Origin of the sequence: Microbacterium karelineae, from assembly GCF_009745985.1 — a bacterium.
Lineage (GTDB): Bacteria > Actinomycetota > Actinomycetes > Actinomycetales > Microbacteriaceae > Microbacterium > Microbacterium karelineae.
This window is the reverse complement of sequence record NZ_WFIX01000183.1, coordinates 1-25,620: the sequence shown is the minus strand read 5'-3', so window position 1 is coordinate 25,620 and position 25,620 is coordinate 1. Positions and strand designations below refer to the sequence as shown.

Sequence of the window (25,620 nt, the reverse complement as noted above, 5' to 3'; positions counted from 1 at the left end):
GCGGATCGTTCTTCGCGGGTCAATTGGTGCCGTCCGTCGGCGCCTGCGTCACGGCCACGGCGTTCGTGAACTGGGCGCCGTGGGGGATCTGCGGGTAGTCGGAGCTGATCTGCACGCGGTAGTTCGCCGCGGCCAGCTCGTCGGCGAACGGCCCGAACGATCGACGGCAGTCGACCTCGACGGACCCCGAGCTGCCGCCGGCCTCCCAGTAGTTCACCCACCCGTCGGCGGCCTCCCTCCATCGCCTGTCCTCCGTGTCCCAGTACTGACAGCTCCAGTTGTATCCGCCGCGGCCCTCCGGCGGCGGCGCGAGCCTCGTCCATGACAGCGTGAACGGCGTCTCCGAGTCGGTGGTGGGCTCGCCCTCGGGATGCGAGAGGGTGAGCTCGGGCTTCGGGACCCAGTATTCGGCCTGCGCCGACGCCTTCTGCCCCTCGGTGTCCCAGATCGTGGCGGTGACGCGGATGCTGCTCGCCGGGGGCAGGAGCTCGTCGATCCTCATCGAGGTCGATGGTGCGCTCTCCCCGCTCTCGCCCCGCTCCCAGATGTGCTCGTATCGTTCGCCGTCGGCTGCCTCGATCTCGAGGAGGATCTTGCGGATGTTGCGGCCGTTGTTCGCGGTCGTGACCTCGACGCCCATGTTCGCGGCGTGCGCCGTGTCAGCGCTGCGGAACAGCTGCGGCGCGTACGGTTCGCCGTACGGCTTCACCGCCTCGGCCCGCCCGGGCTCGCCCGTGCGCGAGCCCTCGCCATCGACGGAGGTGACGGCGCGCACGGACACGACGGTGTCGTCGCCGTTGTTCGCCGGTACGGTCGCGCGGAGCGTGTCGCCCTCCGCGCGCACCCCGTCGGGGAAGCCCGCCCAGGATCCGCCGTTGACGCTGTACTCGTACCCCACCTGGTCCTGGCGCACGCCGTTCGGATCGGCGGCGCCCCACTGCACGCTGACCGCGCTGTCGAGCGGCTTCGCCTGCACGTTCGTGACGGGGCCCGGGCGACTGTACGAGCGGATCGGCGCGCTCTTCGCGCTGAACCCGCCGCGGCCTTCGCGATTGCCCGCGGCGACCGAGAACTCGTAGTCGGTCGCCGAGTTGGCGAGGACCACGACGTGCACGCGATCGTCATTCGGAGCGTCGATCGTCTGCACGACCTCGCCGCCGTGGTGCACGCGAATCGTCCACGCCGAGACCCCGTCCCCGCCATTGGTCCCGGGATTCGCCCAGGTGAGCCGGAACTCGTTCTCGCCGTACGGTTGATCGGTGCGCTCGACGTTCGGCGTGCCAGGGGCGTCCGGAACGGTCGCCGGCTTCTCGTAGGCCGACCACGGGCTCCACGACCAGCCGCCGACGCTGCGGATGTCCGCCCTGTTCGTCGCGGCGACCTGGAACCGATACCGCGTGCCGTTGTCGAGGTTCTCGAACACGCGCGAGGTGAGGGTGGATCCGTCGAACTCGCGCAGCCTCACCGTGCGGCCGTCGTCGATCCGCACGAGGTATCCGGTGACGGGTGACCCCGCGCTGTCGGGCGCGTTCCAGGCGATGCCGAGCCGCTGGTCCCTGTCACCCGCGTCGAGCGTGAACCGCGGGGCGTTCGGCGCCTCGGGCTTCACATCGGGGCGCACGACCTGGCTGATCTCGGAGGAGGGCGACGGGCCGACCTCGTTGATCGCCGTCACCTGGAACTGGTACTCGCGGTTGTTGACGAGGTCGTCGAGCGTGCAGACCGTCGCCTTGCAGGTCTTCTCGTAGCCGCCGCCGAGGTAGTCCTCGACGAGGTACTCCGTGATCTCCGCGCCGTTGTCCGACGGGGCGGTCCAGGTGAGGGTCGCCGCGCGGTTGCCGATCTTCGAGGCCGCGGGCGTGCCCGGCTTCTCCGCGACGCCGAGCACGGTCGCCGTGATGCGCGCCTGCACGTACCGGTCGGGGTCGTCCGTGATGTCGGCGATCGTGTATTGCGCAGTCACGTATCCGTGCCAGTCGGCGCCGGGCGTGAGCGTCACGCCCGCGTCGGTGAACTCGATCGACGCATCCCCCTTCTCGACCTCGGCATCGACGATGCGCAGCTCCCCCTCGCCCTCGAACGGGTTCGAGTCATTCTCGAGGACGGGCACCGCGAGCTCCTCGCCCTGATGCACCTCGCCGAGGACGTCGTCGTTCGCGGCCGGCAGCGGGCGGCCCGACGCCGCCACCGTCACGTGGACCAGCCCCGTGACCGGGTCGGCCTCGCCGTCGTCGACGAGCACGCCGACGGCGGCGTCGCGCCCGCGCGCTTCGGGCGTCGCCTCGACCGTCAGGGAGGTGCCGTCGAGCTCGGCGTCCACACCGTCGGGGAGGGATCCGGGATCCGCCAGCGAGTAGCTCAGCTCGTCCTCGTCGATGTCGAAGGTGCGCTGGGCGAGGTCGAGCGTGACGGGTCCGTCGCCCGCGCCGACCGTCGTCGCCGTGTCGGTGAACTCCGGTGCCTCGTTGCGCGGCTCCGTCACCGTGATCGGGATCGTGAGCACCGACGTGCGCCCGTTCGGATCGTCGGGGCCGTCGCCGTCAGTCACTTCGAACGTGATGTCGTCGGTCCCCTCGTATCGATAGACAGAGCGGTACTGGAGCGTCTGCGGGTCGACCACGAGCGCATCGCCGTTGCCGTGCTTGGTCGACACGGCCTCAGCCGAGGTGATCCGCGCCTCACGCCCCTCCGCGACCTGAACGTACTCCGCCAGCGGGATCTCGACGACCGTGTCGCTCTGGATCACGATCTGCGCGCCCTCGAGGAGCACCGGCCTCAGGTCGTCCTTCGCCGGCACGACGAGGAATGCGGAGGCGGTGCCGCCGTCGGCGTCCGTCACGGTGTACAGGATCGCGCGGCGGCGGTCCTCGACCGCGACGCGCACGACGCCAGGGCCCTCCCCCGCAAGCAGCTCGACGCCCTCGATGTCGAGGGCGAGGTCGTCGATCGTGCCGTCCGGATCCTCGTCGTTCGCGAGCAGGTCGATGTCGGCCGTGAACTCGCCCGTGACGTCGTCGATGAGCACGCGGTCGTCGCGGGCGATCGGCACCTCGAGCGGCACGTCGTCGGCGACCGTGACGTGCACGACGCCGCGGGCGGAGTTGCCCTTCTCATCCTCGATCGTGTATTGGAACTGGCTCGTCCCCTCCGTGCGCGGAGCCGTCAGCAGGACGCGGTCGTTCGTCGTCTCGGCCGAGATGTCGTCGTCCCCGAGGGGCTCGATCGAGTCGGGGACGAGGCCGATCTGGTCGCCCTCGGGGTCGGAGTCGTTCGCGAGGACGGGAATCGACACCGTGCGTCCCGGGCGCATGACGACCTCATCGCTCATCGCGGTCGGCGCCTGGTTGACCCCCGGCGGCGGCGCGATGCCGACGCGGATCGTGCCGATCGACTCCTCGCCGAACGTATCCACGACGCGGTACTGGAACGAGTCGACTCCCGAGGCACCGCGGTCGGCCGCATACGTCAGGAAATCGGCTCCGGTCTCGGTGACGCGCCCCTTCGACGGCGCCGACGAGATGCCGACGAGATCGACGGAGTCGCCGTCGGGATCGATCCTCTCGAGCGGGATGTCGATGCGTGTCTGCGCGCCCGAGATCGCCCGGCCGGTCACGGCTTCGGGGATCGGCGCGGAGTTCCCGTCCTCGTTCCACGGGACGATGTCGATGGTGACCGACGCGGAGTCCTTCTGCCCCACGCTGTCGACGATGCTGTAGACGACCGAGACCTGTCCGTCCGCGTCGGAGGCGGCGCGGAACCGCACCTCGTCCTGTGAGACGAAGATGTCACCGACCTCGGGATCGGGTCGCTCGACGAATTCGGGCACCACCGTGAACGCGTCGCCGTTCGGATGCGAGTCGTTCTCCGTCACGGGGATCGTGACGATGTCGCCCGCGCGCACCCTCGCGGTGTCGTCGGCGGCGATCGGTGGACGCACCTTGTCGGTCGCCGGCACGGGGATCACGACGATCTCACCGGTCGCCGCATGCGCGCCGTTATGGATCCGATAGGTGACGACGACCTGCTCGGCGAGCATGGCGCGGTCGGTGAGGCGCACAGTCGACTGCCCGAGCACTGCCGCGGACACCCCGGATCCCGATGGCGTCTCCACGGACTGCACGACGAGCACGCCGCCCGCGGGGTCGTGGTCGTTCTGCAGGACGTCGATGAGCGCCTCGCCGCCGCCCGGCAGGTAGGCCGTATCCCGCACAGCGACAGGCGGATCGTCCCGGCCGTCTTCGGGATCGAGGACATCGACCCGCACGAGGCCCGCGGCCGACTGCGCGCCGGCCGATGCCGTGTAGTCGACGTAGAACGTGTCCGTCGTCTCGCCCGTGACGGAGAACGTTCCTCCCTGCGCATCGATCGTGGTCGTGAGCCCCGGCTCCTCCGACAGCTGCGAGAGCGTGAGCTGCTCGCTCGCCGCATTGATGTCGTTGACGAGAGGCTCGACTGTCGCGGTGTCGCCGCGATAGAGCGTGACGTGGTCGGCGTTCGTGATCGGGCGCACGGTGCCCACGGGCTGAACGTCGAGGCTCAGCTCGCCCGTCGCAGAGGTCTCACCGTCCGACACGGTGACGTCGATGTCAAGGGGGCCCTCGTATGCCGCCAGCGCGCGGTAGGTGATCTGGCCGTCGGCCGTGAAGTCGACCTCGTCGCCCTCCGCCGCCACGACGTTCGCAAGGAAGACGTCGTCGCCATCGGGGTCGATCCAGTCGGGCAGGACGTTGTAGGTGACCGATCCTCCGGTCTCGACCGCGACGGTCGGGCGCAGCTTCTTCTGCTCGGGCGCCGCGTTCTCGTCGGCGCCGCGCGCGGTGATCTCGACCGTGGCGGAGTCGCTCGCGCCGCGGCCGTCGTCGACCGTGTACCGGAACGACTCCGTCGCCCCCTCGGCCGCGTTCTCGGGCAAGGTGATCTGGAGCGCCTGCCCGTCCTGGATCGTCTGCACCATGCCGATGCCCGGCTGCTCGTCGATCGTGATCGTCAGGACGTCGCCGTCCGGATCCGAGTCGTTGTCGAGGACGGGGAGCACCGCCGAGCGACCGGGGCGGACGCCATACCGATCGTCCTCAGCTGTCGGAGACCGGTTCTCCTCCGTGCGATCGGGCGGCTGGATCTCGGCCTCGTCGGTCTGCTCCACCTCGTCGGAGTCCTGCCCGTCGCCCTCGGGCGGCGTGAGATCGTCCCAGTTGTCGACCCGCTGCATCTCCTCCGAGGCGAGCCATGAGGTTCCGGCGGATGCGTCGTTCAGGACGACATCATCGCCGTTCGTTCGAAACACGAGGCCGTCGTCGCTCGGCACGTCGTCGATCGCCTGAGCAAGGTCGCTCTCCGTGCCGCCGCAGTCGCGCAGGAACCGGTCGACCGCCTGCCACGCCGCGTAGACGCAATCGTCCACGACGACCGGCTCGAGGGGCTTCCCTGCCTCGCCGCCGCTCGGCGCGCGCGTCGTCTCGGCCCCGTCGAGCGGCACGGTGACGACGCCGGATTCCGTCGCGACGCGCACGCTCGTCCCGTCGACCACGTCGGCCGCGATCCGAGCGGACTCCGCCCCGCCGATCGACGTGGCGAGCCCGTCCGGCGACACGACCATCCCCTCGGTCGCGTCGAGGACCACCGGGGTCCGTCCGACGGTCGTGATCTGCACGTCGCCGCCCGCGACGTTCTCCAGGGTCTGCTGCGCCGGTTCGCCCGCGACGGCACCGTCGGATCCGGTCTCGATCGTCGTGAGCGTGCGAGTGGCGGCCGAGAAGGCATGCACCGTCCCGTCGCGCGCGACCGTCAGCGCGGCGTCGGCGCCGAGCGCGGCGACGGGCTCGACGTCGTCGACCGTGAATGCGCCGACCTCCGCGATCGGCAGGACGTAGAGCGCGCCGTCGTCGGGGGTCAGCAGCGCGACCGTGCTCCCGCCGCGCTGCACGAGCGAGCCGGCGGGCACCTGCACTCGATCGCCGAGGACCATGCTGGCGCCGTCGATGCGCGAAAGCGTGCTGTCGCCGCTGTCGAAGACGAGGACCTCGTCGCGCTCCTGCATCACCTCGACGCGATCAGTCGTGACGCCGCGCAGCTGCCCATCGAGGAGGGCCGACGAGGTGTTGAGGTGGCCCATCACCTCGCTCGAGGTCTTCGTCACCCACACGCTGCCGGAGTCGAGCTCCACCTCCGCCGTGGGGTTGCCCTCGTAGGCGATGGCGAACCCCGTGAGCGTGACGGCGCCCGCGACGACGATGGCGACCCCGGCAAGGGTGCTGGATCGTGCACGCAGCCAGCTCACGGCGTTCATCGGCGCTGCTCCCCCAAGCAGTTCGTGCGGTCGGAGTCCGGGTCAGGGCATGCGGACCGCTCGCATACCCAACCCGACTACTTTAGCGGGGACGACACGCCGATGCCGCGCCGCGCGCTCCCCTACCGCTCGCGAGCCCTCTTCTCGGGCGTCGGCGCGGCCCCGCTCGCCCGCAGATCCGCGTAGTGCGCGCGGGCCTCGTCCTGCCGCCGCTGCTCCACCCCCGACGCGATGGGCGCCCGCACATGCTCGGGCGCGAAGCCGAACGCGTCGACGAGGTCCTGCGCGTGGGGACGCAGACGCGTGCACAGCCGATCGATGTACCGCGTGACCGCGGCCGCACGCTGGGTCGACAGGCGCCCGTTGAGGAGGTGCCACGTGAGGTGCTTCTCGACGATCGAGAGGCCGAACAGGTCGCGCACCCAGGTGAGGACGGAACGCGTGCCCTCGTCGTCGATGCGGTCGATCGCGTCGCTGAACGCCTCCCACTGGAGCAGCTCGCCATGCGCGCGCGCCGCCTCGAGCAGTTCGACCTGGTTCTCGTTGAAGACCTCCTGCGCCTCGGCCGGGGGCAGCTTCCGCGCGGCGTTGAGCCGCGTGCCGACGTCCGCGACCATCTGCTGCACGCGGTCGGCGAGGAGCTGGTGCTGATCCTCGGCGCGCAGGCCGAGCTCGACGGACCGCGCGGTGGACCCCAGGTCGGCGACCGTCTGGCCGAGCTGGCGCAGCCCCGCGCCGTGGAACAGCTTCGAGGCGCTCTGGCGCGCGGCGTACGCGGCGAGGTGCTTCGTGTCCTTGCCGGAGAACTGGGCGGCGAAGTCGCCGAGCAGGCGCTTGCCGACGAGCTGGAGGAGCACATTGTTGTCGCCCTCGAAGGTCGCGTAGACGTCGAGATCCTGGTGCAGGCCGACGAGGCGGTTCTCGGCGAGGTACCCCTGCCCGCCGCATGCCTCCCGCGCCTCCTGGATCGTGTCGAGCGCGTTCCACGTCGACAGCGGCTTCAGCGCGGCCGCGAGCGTCTCGAGATCCTGGCGGTTCTCGTCGGTATCGGTCTCGCCGCTGAACACGCCGTCGAACTTCTGCAGCAGCTCCTCGTGGGCGAATGCCTGCGCGTAGGCCGTCGCGATCCGCGGGATGAGCCGGCGACGGTGCTTGCCGTAGTCGAGGAGCACCGTCTCCTCGCCCGTGCCGTCGTCGAACTGCCGGCGCTGGTTGCCGTAGGTCACGGCGATCTTCAGCGACAGGGCCGCAGCCCAGGTCGCGGCGCCGTCGAGCGACACCCGGCCCTGCACGAGGGCGCCGAGCATCGTGAAGAACCGGCGCCCCGGGCTCTGAATGGGGCTCGAGTAGGTGCCGTCCGCGGCGACGTCGCCGTAGCGGTTGAGGAGGTTCTCGCGCGGCACGCGCACATCGTCGAAGGCGAGGCGACCGTTGTCGATGCCGTTGAGGCCGCCCTTCGGGCCGTCGTCCTCGCTCGTGATGCCGGGGAGGTTCTCGCCGTTCTCGTCACGGATCGGGACGAAGAAGCAGTGCACGCCGTAGTTCACGCCGCCTGTGATGAGCTGCGCGAACACGGTCGCCGCGCGCCCGTGCGTGGCCGCGTTGCCGAGGTAGTCCTTGTACGCGCCGCGGAACGGTGTGCGGATCACGAACTCCTGCGCCTCGACGTCGTACGTCGCAGTCGTCGCGATCGACTGCACATCGGAACCGTGGCCCGTCTCGGTCATGGCGAACGCGCCCGGCAGGTCGAGCGACATCGCGTCGGGCAGCCAGCGGTCCCAGTGCTTCTTCGTACCGAGCTGATAGATCGCCGACGTGAACAGGCCCCACTGCACGCCCGACTTGATCTGCAGGCTCGGGTCGGCGAGCACGAGCTCCTCGAAGCCCGCGAGGTTGCCGCCCTGCGTGCCGAGCCCGCCGTACTCCGTCGGGAACGCGCGCCCGCCCGCCCCGCGCTGGGCGAGCAGTCGGCACTGCTCGAGGACGCGCTCGCGGTGCTCGAGGTAGTGCTGACCTGGGATCTGCCAGAAGGCGTCGTCCGTGATCATCTCGCGCGCCTCGAGGCGGATGTCGCCCCACTTCCCGAGCAGGTGCGGAGTGAGCGCGTCGATGTCGATGCTCGCGTCGAACGTCGGGGCGGCATTGTCGGGCGCGGTGCTGTGTGCGGGGCGGTCAGGGCGAACGGCGGTGTCGGCCACGGGTGTCCTCTCGGATCGTCGAGGTGGGTGCTCCGACGAATCTATGCAGATCCTCTCGTTCCGATCGACATGTTTGTCACCCGCGGACAATCAGGAGGGGACGCGAGGGGCGCACCGTTTGTCGATCGGTGCGCCCCTCAGTCATCACGCCGCCGCGATGACCTCCAGCACCTGCTGCCCGTAGGCGTCGCGCTTCTTCGCGCCGATCCCCGTGATGCCGTCGAGCGCGCCGAGGTTCGCTGGGCGATGCTCGGCCAGCGCGCGCAGCGTGGCGTCGCCGAACACGATGTAGGCGGGCACGCCCTGCTCGCGCGCCTGCGCGGCACGCCACTCGCGCAGCGCCTCGAACAGCCCGCGGTCCTCGGGCGCCAGCGTATCCGCCGCCGTCGACTTCTTCGCCGCGGTCCGTGTGCGGCGTCCGATGACGTCGCGGCGCAGCGGCACGGGCGTCTCGCCGCGCAGGACGCCGGCGGACTCGGGCGTGACGGCGAGCGTGTTGTATTCGCCCTGCGGGGCGAGGAGCGCGCGGGCGAGCAGCTGGCGGATCACGCTGCGCCAGTCCTGCTCGGACAGGTCGTCGCCGATGCCGAACGTCGAGAGCTGGTCGTGCCGGAAGCGCGTGATCCGCTCGTTCTCCTTGCCGCGGAGGATGTCGATGAGGTGCCCCGCGCCGAACGACTGGCCCCGCTCGCGCTGGAGCCGCACGATCGTCGACATCAGCTTCTGCGCGGCCACGAGGCCATCCCATGTCTCAGGCGGCTCGAGGCATGTGTCGCAGTTTCCGCACGGCGCCGACTCCTGGCCGAAGTAGGCGAGCAGGTTCTGACGCCGGCACGCCACGGTCTCGCACAGGGCGAGCATCGCGTCGAGGTGCTGCTGCTGGCGCATCTTGAGTGTGCGGTCGCCCTCGCCCTGCTGGATCATGCGCCGCTGCTGCACGACGTCACCCAGCCCGTACGCCATCCATGCGACGCTCGGCTCTCCGTCGCGGCCCGCGCGGCCCGTCTCCTGGTAGTAGCCCTCGACCGACTTCGGCAGGTCGATGTGCGCGACGAAGCGGACATCGGGCTTGTCGATTCCCATGCCGAACGCGATCGTCGCGACCACGACGACGCCGTCCTCCCGGAGGAACCGCCCCTGGTGCGCGGCGCGCGTCTCGGCCGGCAGGCCCGCGTGGTACGGGATCGCGTCGATCCCCTGCCCCGCGAGATACGTCGCCGTCTGCTCCACGGACTTGCGGCTCAGCGCGTAGACGATGCCCGCCGACCGCTCGGGCTGTGCGCGGATGAACTGCAGCAGCTGACGACGCGCCTCGACCTTCGGCTCGATCCGGTACTGGATGTTCGGCCGGTCGAAGCTCGCGACGAAGTGGCGCGCGCCTTCGAGGTGCAGGCGCTCGGTGATCTCGCGGTGCGTCTCGCGCGTGGCCGTGGCCGTCAGCGCGACGCGCGGGACGCCGGGGAACTGTTCGCCGAGCTCGCCCAGCGCGAGGTAGTCGGGGCGGAAGTCATGGCCCCACTGACTGACGCAGTGCGCCTCGTCGATCGCGATGACGCTGAGCGTCCCGCGCGCGAGGAGTGCGCGCGTCTGCGGACTGCTGAGCCGCTCGGGCGCGACGTAGATGAGGTCGAGCTCGCCCGCGATATAGGCCCGCTCGACGTCCGCCCGCTCGTGCGGCGACTGCGTCGAGTTGAGGTACGCCGCCGCGACGCCGTTCGCGCGGAGCGCCTCGACCTGGTCGTGCATGAGGGCGATGAGCGGCGAGACGACGAGGCCCGTGCCCTCGCGCACCAGCGCGGGAACCTGATAGCAGACGCTCTTGCCGCCGCCCGTGGGCATGAGCACGATCGCGTCGCCTCCGCCCACGACCTGATCGACGATCTCAGCCTGGTCGCCGCGGAAAGCCTCGAAGCCGTAGACCGTCTGCAGCGCTTCGAGCGCCGTCGCATGGCGCGGCGGGCGAGCCGCACGCTGCGAAGCCGCGGCCTGTGCGGCATCGGGCGGCGGCTCCTCGCCGCTCGGCGCGAACGGATCCGCCCACTCGATCTCGCCGCCCGCGTACTCGACGTAGAGGTCGTCCGGCGGCTCCTCCGGAGGAATCCAGCCGTCATCGGGATCCTGTGCGTGCGGCTGCGTCATACCCTCCAGCCTACGAGCGACGACCGACAGCCGTTCCGAGCCTGTGGACAGTGCCCCGCACATACGGAGGCCGGCTCTCACGACGGAGAGCCGGCCTCGAGTATGGGGATGCGCTGCCCACGCTTCGATTATCCACCTGACTGGGACGATCACGTACGCCGCGCCCCGATTCCGCGGAAGTCGAGAGCAATTCGTTACCAGGGGTACCCGGGGACCATCCCTAAGTTAGGGGATCCTCACTTTCTCGGCGGATCCGCATGCAGGAGCGCTCCCCGTGGGCCGCGCGCCGTAGGCTCGGGATGTGCCCCACCCCTCCGCCCTCTCGACGCGCGTGCTGCTCGTCTGCGCCGCTATCGGCGTCGCGACCGGCCTCGTCGGCGGCATCGAGGGCTGGCTCACGGTCCCCGTCCTCGCGGCGGCCCCCTTCCTCTACGGGTTCCTGCTCGGTGTGCACGTGCTGCCCGGCATCATCGCCCAGGAGCTGTTCCGCGGGCCGTGGGTCGCCCTCCTCGCGCATGTGCTCGCGGCGCTCGTGAGCAGCGCGATCGCGCCCGTCTACGCGCTGCAGTTCCTCGGCACGGCCCTGCTGTTCGGCGGCGTCCAGGAACTCGTCGCCGCCGCGTTCCGGTACCGCGCGTGGGGCTGGTGGCGCTTCACCCTGTCCGCCGTCGTGATCGGAGCGGGCATCGCGGTCGTCGTGTGGATGGCCGCGGATCTCGCACAGCTGCCCCCGTGGGCGCGCATCGCCTACCTCGCCCTGTCGGTCCTCGGGCCCGTCGCCTGGACTCTCGCCGGCCTCGCCGTCGGCCGATCCCTCGAACGGGCCGGCGCCGCGCCGCAGCGCCGCGTCAGGCGGTGACGGATCCGCTCGTCGCGCTCTCGCACGTGAGCGTGACGCACGCCGGCGCGGATCGTCCGGCGATCCGCGATGTGTCGTTCACGATCGCCCGGGGCGAGGTGGTGCTGCTCGCGGGACCGAGCGGATCCGGCAAGTCGACGCTCGCGCTCGCGACGAACGGGCTGATCCCCCACGCCGTCGACGCCGCGGTGACGGGATCCGTGACCGTCGGCGGCATGGCGACGTCCGACGAGCCGCCCGCGCGGCTCGGCGCCCACGTCGGGATGGTGTTCCAGGATCCCGACGCGCAGGTCGTCACGGGGTCCGTGCGCGATGAAGTGGCCTTCGCCCTCGAGAACCTGCGCCTGACCGTGGCCGAGATCGAGTCCCGAGCGAAGGAGGCGCTGGGCCGGGTCGGCCTGTGGGAGCGGCGGGACGAGGATCCGTCCGCGCTGTCCGGCGGCGGCCGGCAGCGGCTCGCGATCGCCTGCGCGCTGGCGATGCGCCCCGCCCTGATCGTGCTCGACGAGCCGACCGCGAACCTGGATCCGGACGGCGTCGCCGAGGTCTACACCGCGCTGCGTGAGCTCGTCGCCGACGGCGAGCGCTCGATCCTCCTCGTCGAGCACGACCTCGCCGCGGCGCTCCCGCTCGCGACGCGGGTGCTCGTCCTCGATCACGACGGATCCCTCGCCGTCGACGGCCCGCCGGACGAGGTCCTCCCCGATCGCTCCGATGCGCTGCGCGCCCTCGGCGTCGTGGTTCCGGAGCTCGCGTCGCGCGGGCGCCGCGACGCCGGCCCCGGAGCGGATCCGATCGTCACGGCGCGCGACATCGCCGTCACCCGCGGCGGGCGGGATGTGCTGAGCGGCGTCTCGGTCGACATCCCCCGCGGATCCTTCACCGCCGTCGTCGGGCCGAACGGCGCGGGCAAGACGACGCTCGCGCAGGCCCTCGCCGGGGTGATCCCCGTCTCGCGCGGCGAGGTGCGCGTCGATGGGGCGGATCCGTGGCGGGCGCGGCGGCGCGGGCGGCACGTCCGCTTCGTGTTCCAGAATCCCGAACACCAGTTCGTCGCCCACACAGTGCGCGACGAGCTCGCGCACGACCTGCGCCCCCTGCGCCTGCCGGCCGCCGCGGTCGACGATCGCGTCAGCCACATGCTCGACCGGATCGGCCTCACCGCCTACGCCGAGCAGCATCCCTCGCGGCTCTCCGGCGGTCAGAAGCGTCGGCTCTCCGTCGGCACCGCGCTCATCGCGATGCCTCCCGGCGGCGTGCTCGTGCTCGACGAGCCGCTCTACGGGCAGGACGCGATCCGCGCCGAGGCGCTCACCACCATGCTCGAGGACCTCCACCAGGAGGGCACGACGATCGTGGTGGTCACACACGACCGCCGCCTCGTCGAGCGCCATGCCACGCACGTGATCGAGATGGCGGCGCCGGATCCGGACGCCGATGCGTCGGTCGCCACCGTCCGCGGCCCCGGAGGCGCGCCGGCTCCGATGGCATCCCGTTCCGGCGCGATGCCGCGACGGCGCCGGTACGCGCTCGACGCGCTGAACCCGCTCGCGACGTTCGCGGCGGTGATCCCGGCGATGATCGGCCTGGTGCTCACACGCGATGCGCTGACGCCCGCGATCTTCCTCGCCCTCGCGTACGTCGCACTGTTGGCCGGCACCCGCCTCACGCGGAGGATCGCGTTGTGGCTCGGCGTGACGCTGCCCGCGATCGTCGTGATCCTCGCCGCCGGATTCGGGCTGTGGAGCGGGCTCGAGGCCGGCATCGCGACCGCCCTCCGCCTCGCCGCACTGCTCGCGCTCGCCCTCGTACCCGGCATGACGAGCGATGGCGTCGACACCGTGCGCGCCTTCGTGGCGCAGCTGCGGATCCCCTACCGCATCGGATACGCGGCGCTCGCGGCCCTGCGCTTCGTGCCGCGATTCCGATACGAGCTGGACGTGATCCGCTCGGCTCGCCGCGTGCGCGGATCCGCGGCCCGCGGCCCGATCGCCGCAGTGGGCCTCCTCGTCCCGCTGCTGGCGAGCGGGATCCGGCACGCCGAGCGCGTCGCGCTCGCGATGGATGCGCGCGCCTTCGGCGCCCACCCCACCCGCACCGAGCGGCGGGTGATCCGCTGGCGCCCCCGCGACACGGCCTGCGTCGTCGGGGCGTGGATCCTCACCGCCGCGGGCTTCGTCATACCGGCGGTCGCCGATCAGGGGATGTCCCTTTTCCGCTGAGCCGGATCCTGACGGCGCGTGGCCGAGGAGAAGAGGCGCTCGAATCTCGGCCGGCCCGTCTCAGCGCTGTCCGGTGGGCGACGGTCACGGATTCTCCTCGCCCGACGCGTTCGCCTCGAAGATGAGTCCCTCGATCTGATGGCGGTCCAGGGGGCTCTCCGGGAAGGCGATCCAACGGCTGATCGGCATGGATCCGATCAGCTTCACCAGCCCCTCCTCGTCGGCCATGATCGCGCTGTCCATCTGGCGCAGCGCCTCGCCGACGACAGGCGCGGTGACGGGGTTGTCGAGCAGCTCGGCCACCGTCGAGCTCATCATCAGCGGCAGGTGCACGCGATCCCCCTCCACGTCGACGAGGGCGGTGGCACGCAGGTCGCGGCTCGAGGAGCCGACCGCCACGATATAGGGCCCGTCCTCGACGACCCAGTCCTCGACCTGCAGGTCCCAGTGGGCGAGGTCGGCGCGGCGGGCCGTGAGGGTGATCTCCCGGCTCTCCCCGGGCTCCAGATCGACAACGGCAAAGCCCTTCAGCTCGCGCGGTGGACGCCGGACACCGGATTCCGGCCTCGATACATAGAGCTGGACGACCTCGCGTCCTGCACGGGCGCCGGTATTGGTGACCGCGACGACCACCTGGATTCCGAACGAGTCGACGGTCACCCGCGGCTCCGAGTAGGCGAAGGTCGTGTAGGACAGTCCGTGGCCGAACGGGAAGCGCACCGCGGTGGATCGCGCGTCGTACCACCGGTAACCGACGAAGAGTCCCTCGCCGTAGCGGACATGGCCGAACTCGCCGGGAAAGTCGAGGTAGGCGGGGGTGTCCTCGATCCGCATCGGAATCGTCTCGGCGAGCCGCCCAGACGGATTGACCTTGCCATAGAGGACGTCGGCGATCGCTCCGCCGCCGGCCTGGCCGCCGAGCCAGCCCTCGACGATCGCGGGCACGTCGTCGGCAAACGGCAGCTCGACCACGCCGCCGTGGGAGAGCACCACGACAACCCGAGAATTCACGGTCCGCACGGCATCGAGCAGCGCCAGCTGGTTCGCCGGCAGCGAGAGATGCTCCCGGTCATACCCCTCCGACTCGTCGCGGTCCGGGAGCCCGAGGAAGAGCAGCACGACCGGCGCAGCAGCTGCCACGGCGACCGCCTCAGACGCGAGGACCTCGTCGCGCACCAGGTCGGCGTCGAGTGTGAATGCCGGCGCGAAGGTGACCCGCCCGGCGCCGGCGATCCGCTCGATCTCGCCGAGCGCGCTGTCGAGCCGGGTCGGGTTGATCAGCGACGATCCCGCCCCCTGATAGCGCGGCGTGCGGGCGAACTCACCGAGCACTGCGACAGTGTCCGTGTCGGCGAGCGGCAGGATATCCTCCTCGTTCTGCAGAAGAACGACGCCGCGCGCCGCCGCCTCGCGGGCGAGGGCATGGTGCGCCTCGACGTCGTAGGCGGACTCCGGATCGGCGCCACGGGTGACCCGCTCCACGAGCTGGACGGTGCGCCGCACTGCCGTGTCGAGGTCCCGCTCGTCCAGCTCTCCCGACTCGACTGCCGTGAGGATCCGAGCGTCGTTGCGGCCGTCGCCGCCCGGCATCTCGAGGTCGAGCCCGGCCCGGATCCCCGCGACCCGGTCCTCGACCGCGCCCCAATCGGAGACCACGAGGCCGTCGAAGCCCCACTCGTCGCGCAGCACTGTCGTGAGCAGCCACGGGTCCTGGCTGGCGTAGGTCCCGTTGATGCGGTTGTAGGAGCACATCACCGTCCACGGACTGGCTTCCTCGACCACCCGCTGGAAACCGCGCAGGTAGATCTCGCGCAGCGGCCGCGGGTCGATGTCGACCGAGACCCGGAGCCGGTCGGTCTCCTGGTTGTTGGCGGCGAAGTGCTTCAGCGACGCCCCCACGCCCTGAGACTGGAGTCCCCTGACCAGAGCGGCGCCGAGCACGCCTGAGACCAGTGGGTCCTCGGAGAGGTACTCGAAGTTGCGTCCGCACAGCGGCGAGCGCTTGATGTTGATGCCCGGACCGAGCAGCACCCCCACGCCCTCGGCGCGTGCCTCCTCTCCGAGCGCCGCGCCGACGCGCTCGAGCAGTTCGGGGTCGAACGTCGAGCCGAGCGTGACAGCCGGCGGGAAGCAGGTGGCCTGGACGCTCTCGCCGATGCCCAGATGGTCTGCCTGAGCACTCGGCATCCGCACCCCGTGGGGGCCGTCCGTCAGCACGATCGACGGCAGCCCGGTCCGGGGCAGCGGCGTGGTGGTGTCGAAGCTCGCACCGCTGGCCAGGGAGGCCTTCTCGGCGAGTGTCAGCCGAGCGATGTACGCATCGAGGTCGCTCAGGCCCGTGGTCACGAACGCCCCGCAGACACCAGCCAGGCCGCTTCGTCGGGCCCGAGAACGGGGCCGACGCCGCCGGAGCGGACGACCACCTCGAAGCCCTCAGGAAGGGGCACGCCGACGGCGCTCAGGTTGGCGACCACCCGCACCTCCCCGTTGCCGAAGATCAGCACGTCCTCGTCTGATTCGTCGGCCCAGCGCAGGGTGCCAGAGCCGAGCACGTAGGTGCGACGCAGCGCGAGCGCCGCGCGATAGAGGGACAGCGTCGACGCCGGGTCCTGCTCCTGGACGTCGCGGGCGTACACCGCCCAGTCGCTGGGCTGCGGCAACCAGCTGGCGCCGGTCTCGTTGAATCCGTATGCCGGGGAGTCGGCGTCCCACGGGATGGGCACCCGGCATCCGTCGCGGCCGTAGCGCTCGCCGCCCGTGCGGTGCCAGGCGGGGTCCTGCCGAGCCTCGTCCGGGATGTCGACCGCCTCGGGAAGGCCGAGCTCCTCGCCCTGGTAGAGGTAGGCCGAGCCGGGCAGGGCGAGCATCAGCAGGATCGCCGCCCGTGCCCTCTTCAGAGCCAGCGCCGGGTCGGGCAGGCCGTCGGTGGCCGGGCCGATGCCGTGGAAGAGCCAGGCATCGGGCGCGAAGCCCAGCCGGGTCGCGTGGCGCACGACGTCGTGGTTGGACAGGACCCACGTGCTCGGCGCGCCGACCTCGTGAAACGCCGCGAGCGAGTCGTCGATCGAGGTCCGCAGTGCGGCCGCGTCCCAGGCAGTCGAGAGATAGACGAAGTTGAAGGCCTGGTGCATCTCGTCCGGGCGCACCCAGGTCGCGAGCTTGCTCAGCGGGGTGACCCAGACCTCGCCGCACATCATCCGGTCGCCGTCGTACTCCTCGAGCACCTCGCGCCAGTCGCGGTAGACGTCGTGCACCTCGTCCTGCGCCCAGAACGGCGTCGGCGCGAAGAAGTCATCCGGCCCGGCCGGGTTGTCCGGCAGGCCGTCCTCCTTGATCAGACCGTGGGCGACGTCGACCCGGAAGCCGTCGACACCCCGGTCGAGCCAGAAGCGGAGGATCTCGCGGAACCGCTCGCGCACCCACGTGTTGCTCCAGTCGAAGTCCGGCTGGGAGCTGTCGAAGAGGTGGAGGTACCACTCGCCAGGTGTCCCGTCGGGCTCGACGACCCGGGTCCAGGCGGGTCCGCCGAAGCACGACTGCCAGTTGTTGGGCGCCTGCGCCCCCTCGGGACCGCGCCCGGCGCGGAAGAGATAGCGCGCCCGTTCGGGGCTCCCGGGCGCGGACGCGAGCGCCTCCTGGAACCAGCGATGCGCGCTCGAGGAGTGATTGGGCACGAGGTCGACGATGATCTTCATCCCGAGGTCGTGCGCGCGTGCGAGGAGTGCGTCGAAGTCGGCCAACGTGCCGTATGCCGGCTCGATGTCGCAGTAGTCGGCGACGTCGTACCCCGCGTCGTTCTGCGGCGAGGGATAGAACGGCGAGAGCCACACCGCGTCGACCCCGAGCGCAGCCAGCGCGTCGAGGCGGGCGGTGACGCCGGGAAGGTCGCCGATGCCGTCGCCGTCGGAGTCGGCGAACGAGCGCGGGTAGACCTGGTAGATGACGGCGGTGCGCCACCACTCAGACGTGTCGGCGGCGGGGATGGAGTGAGACATGGATCCTTCCGGGGAGAGATGGCTCATTTGCCGGACCCTGCGCCCAGGCCCGCGCGCAGGGAGCGCTGGGCCAGCAGGAGCAGGAGCACGGCCGGGAGGCTCGCGAGGACGCTGGTGGCCATCACGACGCTCCAGGGCACATTGGGCGAGCTGAGGTACTGGAAGATGCCGACGGTCATCGTCCGCAGCTCCGTGCCTGTGGTCAGAGTGATCGCGAAGAGGAAGTCGCCCCAGCCGGCCAGGAAGCCGAAGACACCCACGGCGACCATGGCGTTGCGTGAGAGCGGCAGCACGATGAGGACGAACGAACTCAGCTTCCCCGCACCGTCGAGCCGTGCCGCCTCGAGCACCTCGGGGTCGAGCTCGAGCATGAACGACCGCAGCAGCAGGATCGCGAACGGCAGGGTGCCGCTGGCGTTGGCGAGGATCAGGCCGGGCAGGGTGTTCACCAGCCCCACGCTGTTGAACATCGTGTAGATCGAGTTGGTGAGCACGATCGGGGGCACGATCTGGGCCACGAACATCGTGATCAGGACGACGTCGACGAACCGGCTGCGCAGGCGCGACAGACCGAACGCGGCGGGAGTCGCGATCGCGATCGTGAGCAGCGCGGCCCCGATGGCGACCATCAGGCTGGTCAGGATGTTGCCGCCCTGGTCGGCCATGGCCATCGAGTACGACGCGAGGTCGATGGACCGCGGGATCGCCCTGACCGAAGACGGCGAGGTCCCCGGCTGCAGCGAGGCGCTGACCAGCCAGTAGATCGGGTAGAGGAACGCCGCCACGACCACGATGCCGACGAGCGTCGCGAGGAGTCCGCCTCGCCTGCGCGTGATTCCTGTCGAAGTGCTCATCGCTGCTCCCCTCGCGTTGCCTGGACGACGTACAGCAGGGCGAAGACGAGGGTGACCAGCATCAGCAGATTGCCGACCGCCGCGCCCTGGCCGAACTCGAACTTCTCGAACGAGAGGTTGTAGGCCACCGTGCCCAGCGTCTGGGTGGCATTGGCCGGGCCGCCGCCGGTGAGGATGAGCGGCAGCTCCAGGACCTTGAGGGTGTAGATGACGGTGAGTGTGGTCGAGACCGCGAGCTGCGGACGGATGCTCGGGATCGTGACGTGTACGAACCGACGCCACGGTCCCGCGCCGTCGAGACCGGCGGCCTCCAGCTGGTCGACGGGCACGTTCTGCAGCGCGGCGGTGAGGATGATGACGTAGAACGGTATGCCCAGCCAGATGTTCACGCCGATGAGAGCGGCGAGGGCGCGTCCAGGGTCAGCCAGCGGCGACCCGGCGCCGGTCAGCGGTCCGAGCAGCCGGACCAGGGGGCCGTCGTCGCGCAGCAGCCACTGCCAGATGGCGGCCGTGGTGACCAGCGGAAGGAGCCAGGGCAGCGGGATGACGCCGGACAGCAGCCTGGCTCCGGGAAAGCTCCGCGTGAAGAACGTCGCCAGCGCGAGCCCGATGACCAGCTGCGACGCCACCGTGACCGCGGTGATCAGGAGCGTGTTGACCGTTGCGGTCGGGAGGACCGCGAGGTCGAGGACCTCACGGTAGTTCTGCAGCCCGACCCAGGGGGCCTCGCCGGTGACGAACGTGGCCGTGCGGAAGTCGACGAAGCTCATCCAGACGTTCTTCGCGAGCGGGTAGCCGAAGAACATCAGAATGTAGACGAACGCCGGGATCACGAAGAGGGCGTGTCCGAGACGATCGCGTCGATCGAGGGTGAGTCGGGAGCGCATGCGCTGCCTTTCCGGATCGGCGGGCCGCGACGGATTGCGCCGCGGCCAGCCGGTCCTGCGGGGAGGGACTACTCGGATGCCGCCGCGAGCGCGTCGGCCGGGGCCGTTCCGTTGGCGAGGCTGTCCTGGATGGCGGTGGCCAGCACCTCGGACTCGGCGCCCGTCGTCTCCGGGTCGCGGAGGTAGGCGTGGTCGATCAGGTCGATCAGCGTCTGCTCGTCCGGGAACTGGTCGAGGTAGGCCTGGGTGATCGTGGTCTTCGACGGCGTGCGGTGTGAGGCCTGGGCCATCTCCAGCGAGTTCTCGTCGTTGGTGAGGCACTTCAGCAGGGCCGCCGCGTTCTGCTGCGTCTCCTCCCCCGTCGCGGGGATGGTCCACAGCTCGGCGCCGATCGGCGACACCGGGTCTCCGGTGCCATCGGGCGTCGGGACGGCGAACGCGCCGACCTCGAAGGGCAGGTCCTCTGCGAACATCCAGGAACCGGCCATGACCATGGCGGCCTTGCCCTCGCGGAACGCGTCCTGGGCGTCCCAGCCCATCGTGATGGCCGATTTCGGGGCGCTTCCGTCCGCAACGAGATCGACCCACAGCTGCAGGGCGGTCGCCGCCTCCGGGGTGTCCAGGTCGGCGGGATCGCCGCCCGCCCCGAGCAGGTACGGGAGGAACACGTAGGGCCCCGTTCCGGTGTCGGCGGCCAGAGAGAAGCCGGTGGTCTCCTCGTCGCTGACGCTCTGAGCCACCGCGCGGAACTCGGCGTATGTGGTGGGGATCTCGACGCCGTTCGCGGCGAAGAGGTCCTTGTTGTAGAGGACCGCAACGGTGTTGACGCCAGGGGCGATGCCGTAGAGCTCGTCGTCGATCGAGCCCATGTCCTGGACGGTCTGGGAGTAGTCGCCACCGGTGATGCCGTAGTCGGACAGCGGCGTCAGGAGGCCGGTCTCGACGATGCGGCTCAGGTCCGTGCCCTCGAGGTAGAGCAGGCCGGGGAGGTCACCTGAGGTGGCGGCTCTGAGCGCTTGGGCGGTCAGCTCCCCAGCCGGGAAGTCGGCGAGCTCGGCGGTGATGCCGGTCTCCTCCTCACACGCGGCGAAGGCTCTGACATTGGGCTCCTGGAAGGTGTCGTAGGGCAGTCCGGTCCAGACGGTGACGGTGTCGCGGGCGCCGTCGCTGCCGGGCGTGGATCCGCCGCAGGCGGCGAGCAGTGCGCTGGCGGACAGCACAGCGATGCCCGCGACGGTGGTGCGACGAAGGAGGGGATTGCGGTACATGGTGGTGGTCTCTCTTTGGGACGGATGACGTGAGGCGGAGACTGATCGTCGATTCGTATCGATGAATAATCTAGGCGCTCCGCGTGTTGCCGCGTGGCCGAGAGCCCATGTGAGACAGGAGTTTTACCTGACACGGCGTTCCGTTACACAGCGGAAAGCTCTGGGTGACATAATCGATTCGTTTCGACCGGCCCGAGACCGAGAAGGTCACGTGAGGAGGAGAACGTCGTGAGGCACCGTGGGCGGCGACCGGCCCCTTCGATGAACGATGTCGCGATGCGCGCCGGGGTCTCCCAGAGCACCGTCTCCTACGCGCTGAGCGGCGCGCGCCCGATCTCCGACGATGTCCGGGCTCGGATCGATGCGGCGATTCGCGAGCTCGACTATGCCCCGCGAGCTGCCGCGCAGGCGCTGCGCGCCGGACGAAGCGGGATCCTCGCCCTGTCGATCCTCGATCATGAAGCCAGCCGTCACAGCTGGGTGGGCTTCTACCTCATGCAGCTCACCCTCTCGGCTCGCCGCCGGGGATACGACCTTCTGGTCTCGGTGGAATCATCCGGCTCGGCGGACGCCGTTCGCGAGCTCGCCCGCGCCCAGCGGGCGGACGGGATCGTGCTGATGTCCGTCATACGGAGCGACCCCCGGATCCCCGCCGTCGAGCAGATGCAGTTCCCGGCGGTCGCGCTGGGTGAGCCGACAGAAGGCGCGCTGGCATTCGTCGACTATGACTTCCGTCGCGCGGCAGTGATCGCCCTGACCCATCTCAAGAACTCCGGCCACACCCGGGTCCTCCATCTCGGACCGCGTGCGGTCGAGGTGGAGTCCGGACAGCTCTATGTCGACCGGATCATCCGCGGCTTCCGCGAAGCCGCCGACACCCTCGACCTCGCCCTCACCGAGTACCACCCGGTCGATGACCAGACCACCGACCGGTCAGCGCTCGCCGAGCTCATCGAGAACACAGGCGTGACTGGGTTGGCGTTCTCCAGCAGACTGGATCGCCTCGAAGGCCTCCCCGGCCAGTTCTGCTCGATTCTCGGCGCCGATCCACGGAGCGATGTCATCGAGTTCGGAAGCTCTGGCCTCGAGGGCGACGATGCCAGCCCGTTCCCACGGATCGTCAACCCGATCGACACCATCGCGGCGGCCTCGATCGATGCACTTGTCAACCAGCTCGAGGGCAACGGTGCGGTCTCGCATCTGGTCGCCCCGCAATTGGTCTCGCCTTCCCAGACCACACGCCCGTGAGGCGCCCGCGTCCGTCCGAGATCCCCGCTCAGTACTCCGGGGCCGCGGGGAGCTCCCAGAACTCCTCGTAGGTGTCGTAACCACCCTCGGCGTACGCGGTTGCGAGCTCGACGCCGACGTAGCGCAGATGCCACGGCTCGGCCTCATAGCCGGTCGTGCCTGTCGTGTGGGCCTCGTAGCGGACGATCCAGCCGTAGCGCCAGGCGTTGTCCGCGACCCAGGCGCCCTGGGGCGACGCGCCGAACTCATACATCGTGCCGCAGGAGGCGCCGTCGCAGGCGACGAGATCGGCGGCGAGGCCGAGCTGGTGCTCGCTGTATCCGGGACGCGCGGAGGTGAGGTCGGCCTCTGCGATGCTGCCGCGCAGGCCGACCTGCGCGTTGTACGAATCGGTCTGCGTGTCGTAGGAGCGGTATCCGCTCTCGAGGCCGATGTCGCCCGCGCCGGCGTCGCGCGCGGCGTCCACCATCGCGTCGAGGGCCGCAGCGGCGGCCGGATCCAGGTGGGCGCCGATGGGGCTGTAGGTCGCGGGCGCGATCACATCGGGCGCATAGTCGATCGGCTCGACGGGGCGCTGCTTGTTGACGACGACCCAGTCCCATGCGGGGTGGTTCAGGGCAATGCATCTGCTCGCGCGGCCCGCGACGACGCCGTCGCGGAACGCCTCGCCGCCGCCCGCGGCCACGACGACCGCCTCGGGATCGCCCGTCGCGATCGCATCCGTGACCTCCGAGGTGCAGAACTCGTCGGCCTCGTCGACCCCATCCGTCTCGTCGGCGTCGGTCGGGTCGTCGAGGTCCTCCTCGCGGAGCGGGATCCCTCGGACATCGTCGTCGCTCGCGGCCTCGGCCGTCGGATCCAGCGGGGCGGGGGATCCGAGCGGCGCGTGCGCCTGGGCGCGGTCGCCGCCGGCCGTGTCGTCGCCGCCGGACGTGAGGATCGCGCCGGCGACGAGCATCGCGCACGCGGAGAGCGTCGCGGCGGCGGTCGCGACGGCTCGGCGTCGGCGGCGCGTGATGCGCCGCCGACGCTCCGCGCGCCGCGTGGACTCGGGCTGTGCGATCGTCACACCACCATTGTCATCGCTCGACGCCGCCGCACCGGTGGTCCCGCCTACTCGGCGCGTCCGTAGGCGACGCCCCAGCTGAGCTCCCACGTGTCGCCGGGCTCGATCCAACGCAGACCCTGGCCGGAGTTGAACGCCTCGGGCGGCATCGTCATGGGCTCGACCGCGACCGCATACTCCTGGCCGGGGTAGCCGTCGGTCGTGAAGACCTGCAGGTAGTCGAAGCTCTCGTCCTGCCAGATCGTGACCTTCTGCCCGTCGGGCGACTCGAGCGTCGTGCCGGCGAGGCCGTCGGCGTCACGGGAGAGCGTGCCGAAGGCGGTGTCGAGGTCGACGTCGCCGAGGCGGGCGCCGTCTCGCAGGTCGGTCTCGTCGCGGACGGGCTTCTCGCCCGTCGGGAGCAGGCGCTCATCGACCTCGAACCACGTCGACGCGGGGAGCGTGAGGCGCAGCTCCTTCGGGTCGACGCCCTCGATGAAGAAGAAGGGGTGCGTGCCGACGCCCGCGGGCGCCGCGTCGGCGCCGACGTTCGTGAGGCGGTGCGTCACGCGGATCCCGTCGTCGGTGAGCTCGTAGACGACCTGCGTGACGAGCGCGAACGGGTAGCCCTTCTGCGGCACGACGGTCGCCGTCAGCGTCGCGGATCCCTCGCCCTGTTCGATCACGTACGGCGTGTAGCGGAGGAGGCCGTGGATCGCGTTGTCGAGCTTCGGCTCTGTCAGGGCGAGCTGCTCGTCGTACTCGGCGCCGTGCGGGTCGGTCTGCGCCCAGCGTCCGTCGCGGATCCGATTCGGCCACGGCACGAGCACCGATCCCGAGCCGAACGGGGTCGCCGTGTGCTCGGGGTACGGGGTGACGACGGCGGTGCCGTCGACCGTGAGCCCGCGCAGCGCGGCGCCGACCTGCGCGATGTGCGCGGTGACGTCCCCGCGGGTGAGGTGGATCTGCTGACCTGTCGGATCGACGGGAGTATGAGGCATTCCCCTATTGTTGCGCACCGCCTCGCGCGCGTTTCGCACCGTGTCGCCGGGCGCCGGAACGAGAAGAGGAGGCCTCGCAGGACAGGGTGGACCCGCGATGCGGATCCCCATCTCACGAGGCCCCCTCGTTCGGCGACCGGGTCAGGCGACCGCAGCGCCCGCGATCTCGTCGATCACGACGTCGCCCGGCTGGGCGTCGCGGAACGGCGCGTCGATCTCGGCGCGGCTCAGCAGCTCCGCCATGCGGCGGCGGCGATTGCGCGGGATCAGCGTGACGACGCGACCCGCTCGGCCCGCGCGGCCCGTGCGGCCCGAGCGGTGCAGGTACGTCTTGTACTCGTCGGGCGCGTCGGCCTGCACCACGAGGTCGACGTCGTCGACGTGGATCCCGCGCGCGGCGACGTCGGTCGCGACGAGCACGCGGATCCGGCCCTGCGAGAAGCGCTCGATGTTGCGTGTGCGCTTGGCCTGGTTGAGGTCTCCGTGCAGCGCGATCGCGCGGATGTCCGCTTCCTCGAGCTGGTCGACGAGCTGGTCGGCGAACGCGCGGGTGCGGCTGAAGATGATCGTGCGTCCCTCGCGGCCCGCGAGCTGTTCGATGACGTCGCGCTTGCTGCGCTGGTCGACGACGAGCACCTGGTGGTCGATCGTGCCCGAGTCCTGGTCCTCGCCCGAGACCTCGTACACCTGCGGGTCCTTGAGGAACTCGTCGACGAGCGCCGACACCTCGCGGTCGAGAGTCGCGCTGAACAGCAGCTTCTGGCCGTCCTCCTTCGTGAGGCGGAGGATCCGCTGCACGGGCTCGAGGAAGCCCAGGTCGCACATGTGGTCGGCCTCGTCGAGGACGGCGATGCGCACCTGGCTGAGGTCGAGCTTGCCCTGCTTGTGCAGGTCCTCGATGCGGCCTGGCGTGCCGATGACGATGTCGACGCCCTTCCGGAGCGCGCCGACCTGCTTCGCCTGGGGCACGCCGCCGTAGACCTGGGTCGTGAACAGGCCGACGCTGCGCGCGATCGGCTGCACGGTGCGGTCGATCTGGAGCGCGAGTTCGCGCGTCGGGGCGAGGATCAGCGCCTGCGGCGAGCGGCCGTATGCGCGGGCTCCGCCGTCGCGGGCGCGCAGGAGGCTCTCGACGAGCGGGGCGCCGAACGCGATCGTCTTGCCGGATCCCGTGCGGCCGCGGCCGAGCACGTCCTTGCCCGCGAGGATCGGGCCGATCGTCGCGGCCTGGATCGGGAACGGGCTGGCCGCTCCCATCTCACCGAGGACGCGGCAGATGTTCTCGCCGAGGCCGAGGTCGCCGAAGCTCTGGCCCTCGACCACGTCGGCGGCGACGGCCTCGGCCGTCAGGCGCTCGTGGACGACGTCGATGCGCTCCTCGTGCTGCGCGGTGCGCTGCGGGGCCTCGCGACGGTCCTGCCAGGCCTTCTCGCCGTCGCGCTGCGCGCGGGCGGGGCGCTCGTCGCGGTTCTCGCGGGCCGGGCGGGCGTCGCGGTCGAAGCGGCGGTCGCCGCGATCATCACGGCGCGGCGCACGGTCGTCCCGGTCGAAGCGGCGCGGGGCGCGATCGCCGTCGAAGCGACGGTCCGATCCACGGTCATCACGGCGCGGAGCGCGC

General features: G+C 70.7%; 14 protein-coding genes. 3 read left to right on the top strand and 11 right to left on the bottom strand.

The annotated features are described in order from the left end of the window. Positions 1 to 19 precede the first annotated feature (19 nt). From GB932_RS11015 to recQ, 3 genes are all read right to left on the bottom strand, one after another. Positions 20 to 6,286, bottom strand: coding sequence for an Ig-like domain-containing protein (locus tag GB932_RS11015; RefSeq protein ID WP_156760754.1), 6,267 nt, complete (start codon positions 6,284 to 6,286; stop codon positions 20 to 22). Between the two features lie 122 nt (positions 6,287 to 6,408). Continuing rightward, on the bottom strand, positions 6,409 to 8,484 hold the full coding sequence (locus GB932_RS11010) for an acyl-CoA dehydrogenase family protein (protein WP_156760753.1): 2,076 nt from the start codon (positions 8,482 to 8,484) through the stop codon (positions 6,409 to 6,411). A 144-nt stretch (positions 8,485 to 8,628) separates the two neighbouring features. After that, positions 8,629 to 10,623 (bottom strand): DNA helicase RecQ, encoded by a 1,995-nt coding sequence (recQ, locus tag GB932_RS11005; RefSeq protein ID WP_156760752.1) that lies wholly within the window; start codon positions 10,621 to 10,623, stop codon positions 8,629 to 8,631. 301 nt (positions 10,624 to 10,924) lie between these two features. On the opposite strand from recQ, the gene GB932_RS11000 reads away from it, so the two are divergent. Together GB932_RS11000 and GB932_RS10995 are read left to right on the top strand one after the other, a co-directional pair. Next, on the top strand, positions 10,925 to 11,482 hold the full coding sequence (locus GB932_RS11000; protein ID WP_156760751.1) for an ECF transporter S component: 558 nt from the start codon (positions 10,925 to 10,927) through the stop codon (positions 11,480 to 11,482). Continuing rightward, a complete protein-coding gene (locus GB932_RS10995; RefSeq protein ID WP_156760750.1) occupies positions 11,479 to 13,704 on the top strand; it encodes an ATP-binding cassette domain-containing protein in 2,226 nt (741 codons plus the stop codon). The genes GB932_RS11000 and GB932_RS10995 overlap by 4 nt, the downstream gene beginning before the upstream one ends. Positions 13,705 to 13,788: 84 nt before the next feature. On the opposite strand, the gene GB932_RS10990 is transcribed toward GB932_RS10995, so the two are convergent. The 5 genes from GB932_RS10990 to GB932_RS10970 all read right to left on the bottom strand — a co-directional run bounded on the left by GB932_RS10990 (position 13,789) and on the right by GB932_RS10970 (position 20,708). Next, positions 13,789 to 16,050 (bottom strand): glycoside hydrolase family 3 C-terminal domain-containing protein, encoded by a 2,262-nt coding sequence (locus tag GB932_RS10990; protein WP_231916137.1) that lies wholly within the window; start codon positions 16,048 to 16,050, stop codon positions 13,789 to 13,791. Beyond that, a complete protein-coding gene (locus GB932_RS10985) occupies positions 16,047 to 17,699 on the bottom strand; it encodes a glycoside hydrolase family 13 protein (protein ID WP_231916136.1) in 1,653 nt (550 codons plus the stop codon). Before GB932_RS10985 ends, GB932_RS10990 begins: the two co-directional genes overlap by 4 nt. A 23-nt stretch (positions 17,700 to 17,722) precedes the next feature. Next, positions 17,723 to 18,553, bottom strand: coding sequence for a carbohydrate ABC transporter permease (locus GB932_RS10980; protein ID WP_156760748.1), 831 nt, complete (start codon positions 18,551 to 18,553; stop codon positions 17,723 to 17,725). Beyond that, complete coding sequence (locus tag GB932_RS10975) at positions 18,550 to 19,440, bottom strand: carbohydrate ABC transporter permease (protein ID WP_156760747.1); 891 nt, start codon at positions 19,438 to 19,440, stop codon at positions 18,550 to 18,552. The genes GB932_RS10980 and GB932_RS10975 overlap by 4 nt, the downstream gene beginning before the upstream one ends. A 68-nt stretch (positions 19,441 to 19,508) precedes the next feature. After that, complete coding sequence (locus tag GB932_RS10970) at positions 19,509 to 20,708, bottom strand: ABC transporter substrate-binding protein (RefSeq protein WP_156760746.1); 1,200 nt, start codon at positions 20,706 to 20,708, stop codon at positions 19,509 to 19,511. Positions 20,709 to 20,969: 261 nt separating this feature from the next. Between GB932_RS10970 and GB932_RS10965 the strand changes: the two genes are divergently transcribed. Then, a complete protein-coding gene (locus GB932_RS10965; RefSeq protein ID WP_156760745.1) occupies positions 20,970 to 21,956 on the top strand; it encodes a LacI family DNA-binding transcriptional regulator in 987 nt (328 codons plus the stop codon). 28 nt (positions 21,957 to 21,984) lie between these two features. Here the strand turns inward: GB932_RS10965 and GB932_RS10960 are convergent, their stop codons facing one another. The 3 genes from GB932_RS10960 to GB932_RS10950 all read right to left on the bottom strand — a co-directional run. Next, entirely contained in the window at positions 21,985 to 23,025 is a 1,041-nt protein-coding gene (locus GB932_RS10960) for a M15 family metallopeptidase (protein WP_156760744.1), read from the bottom strand. A gap of 44 nt (positions 23,026 to 23,069) precedes the next feature. Continuing rightward, complete coding sequence (locus GB932_RS10955; RefSeq protein ID WP_156760743.1) at positions 23,070 to 24,002, bottom strand: aldose 1-epimerase family protein; 933 nt, start codon at positions 24,000 to 24,002, stop codon at positions 23,070 to 23,072. Positions 24,003 to 24,143: 141 nt separating this feature from the next. After that, positions 24,144 to 25,620, bottom strand: a 1,477-nt coding sequence (locus GB932_RS10950) for a DEAD/DEAH box helicase (protein WP_156760742.1), incomplete at its 5' end; no start/stop codon positions are given.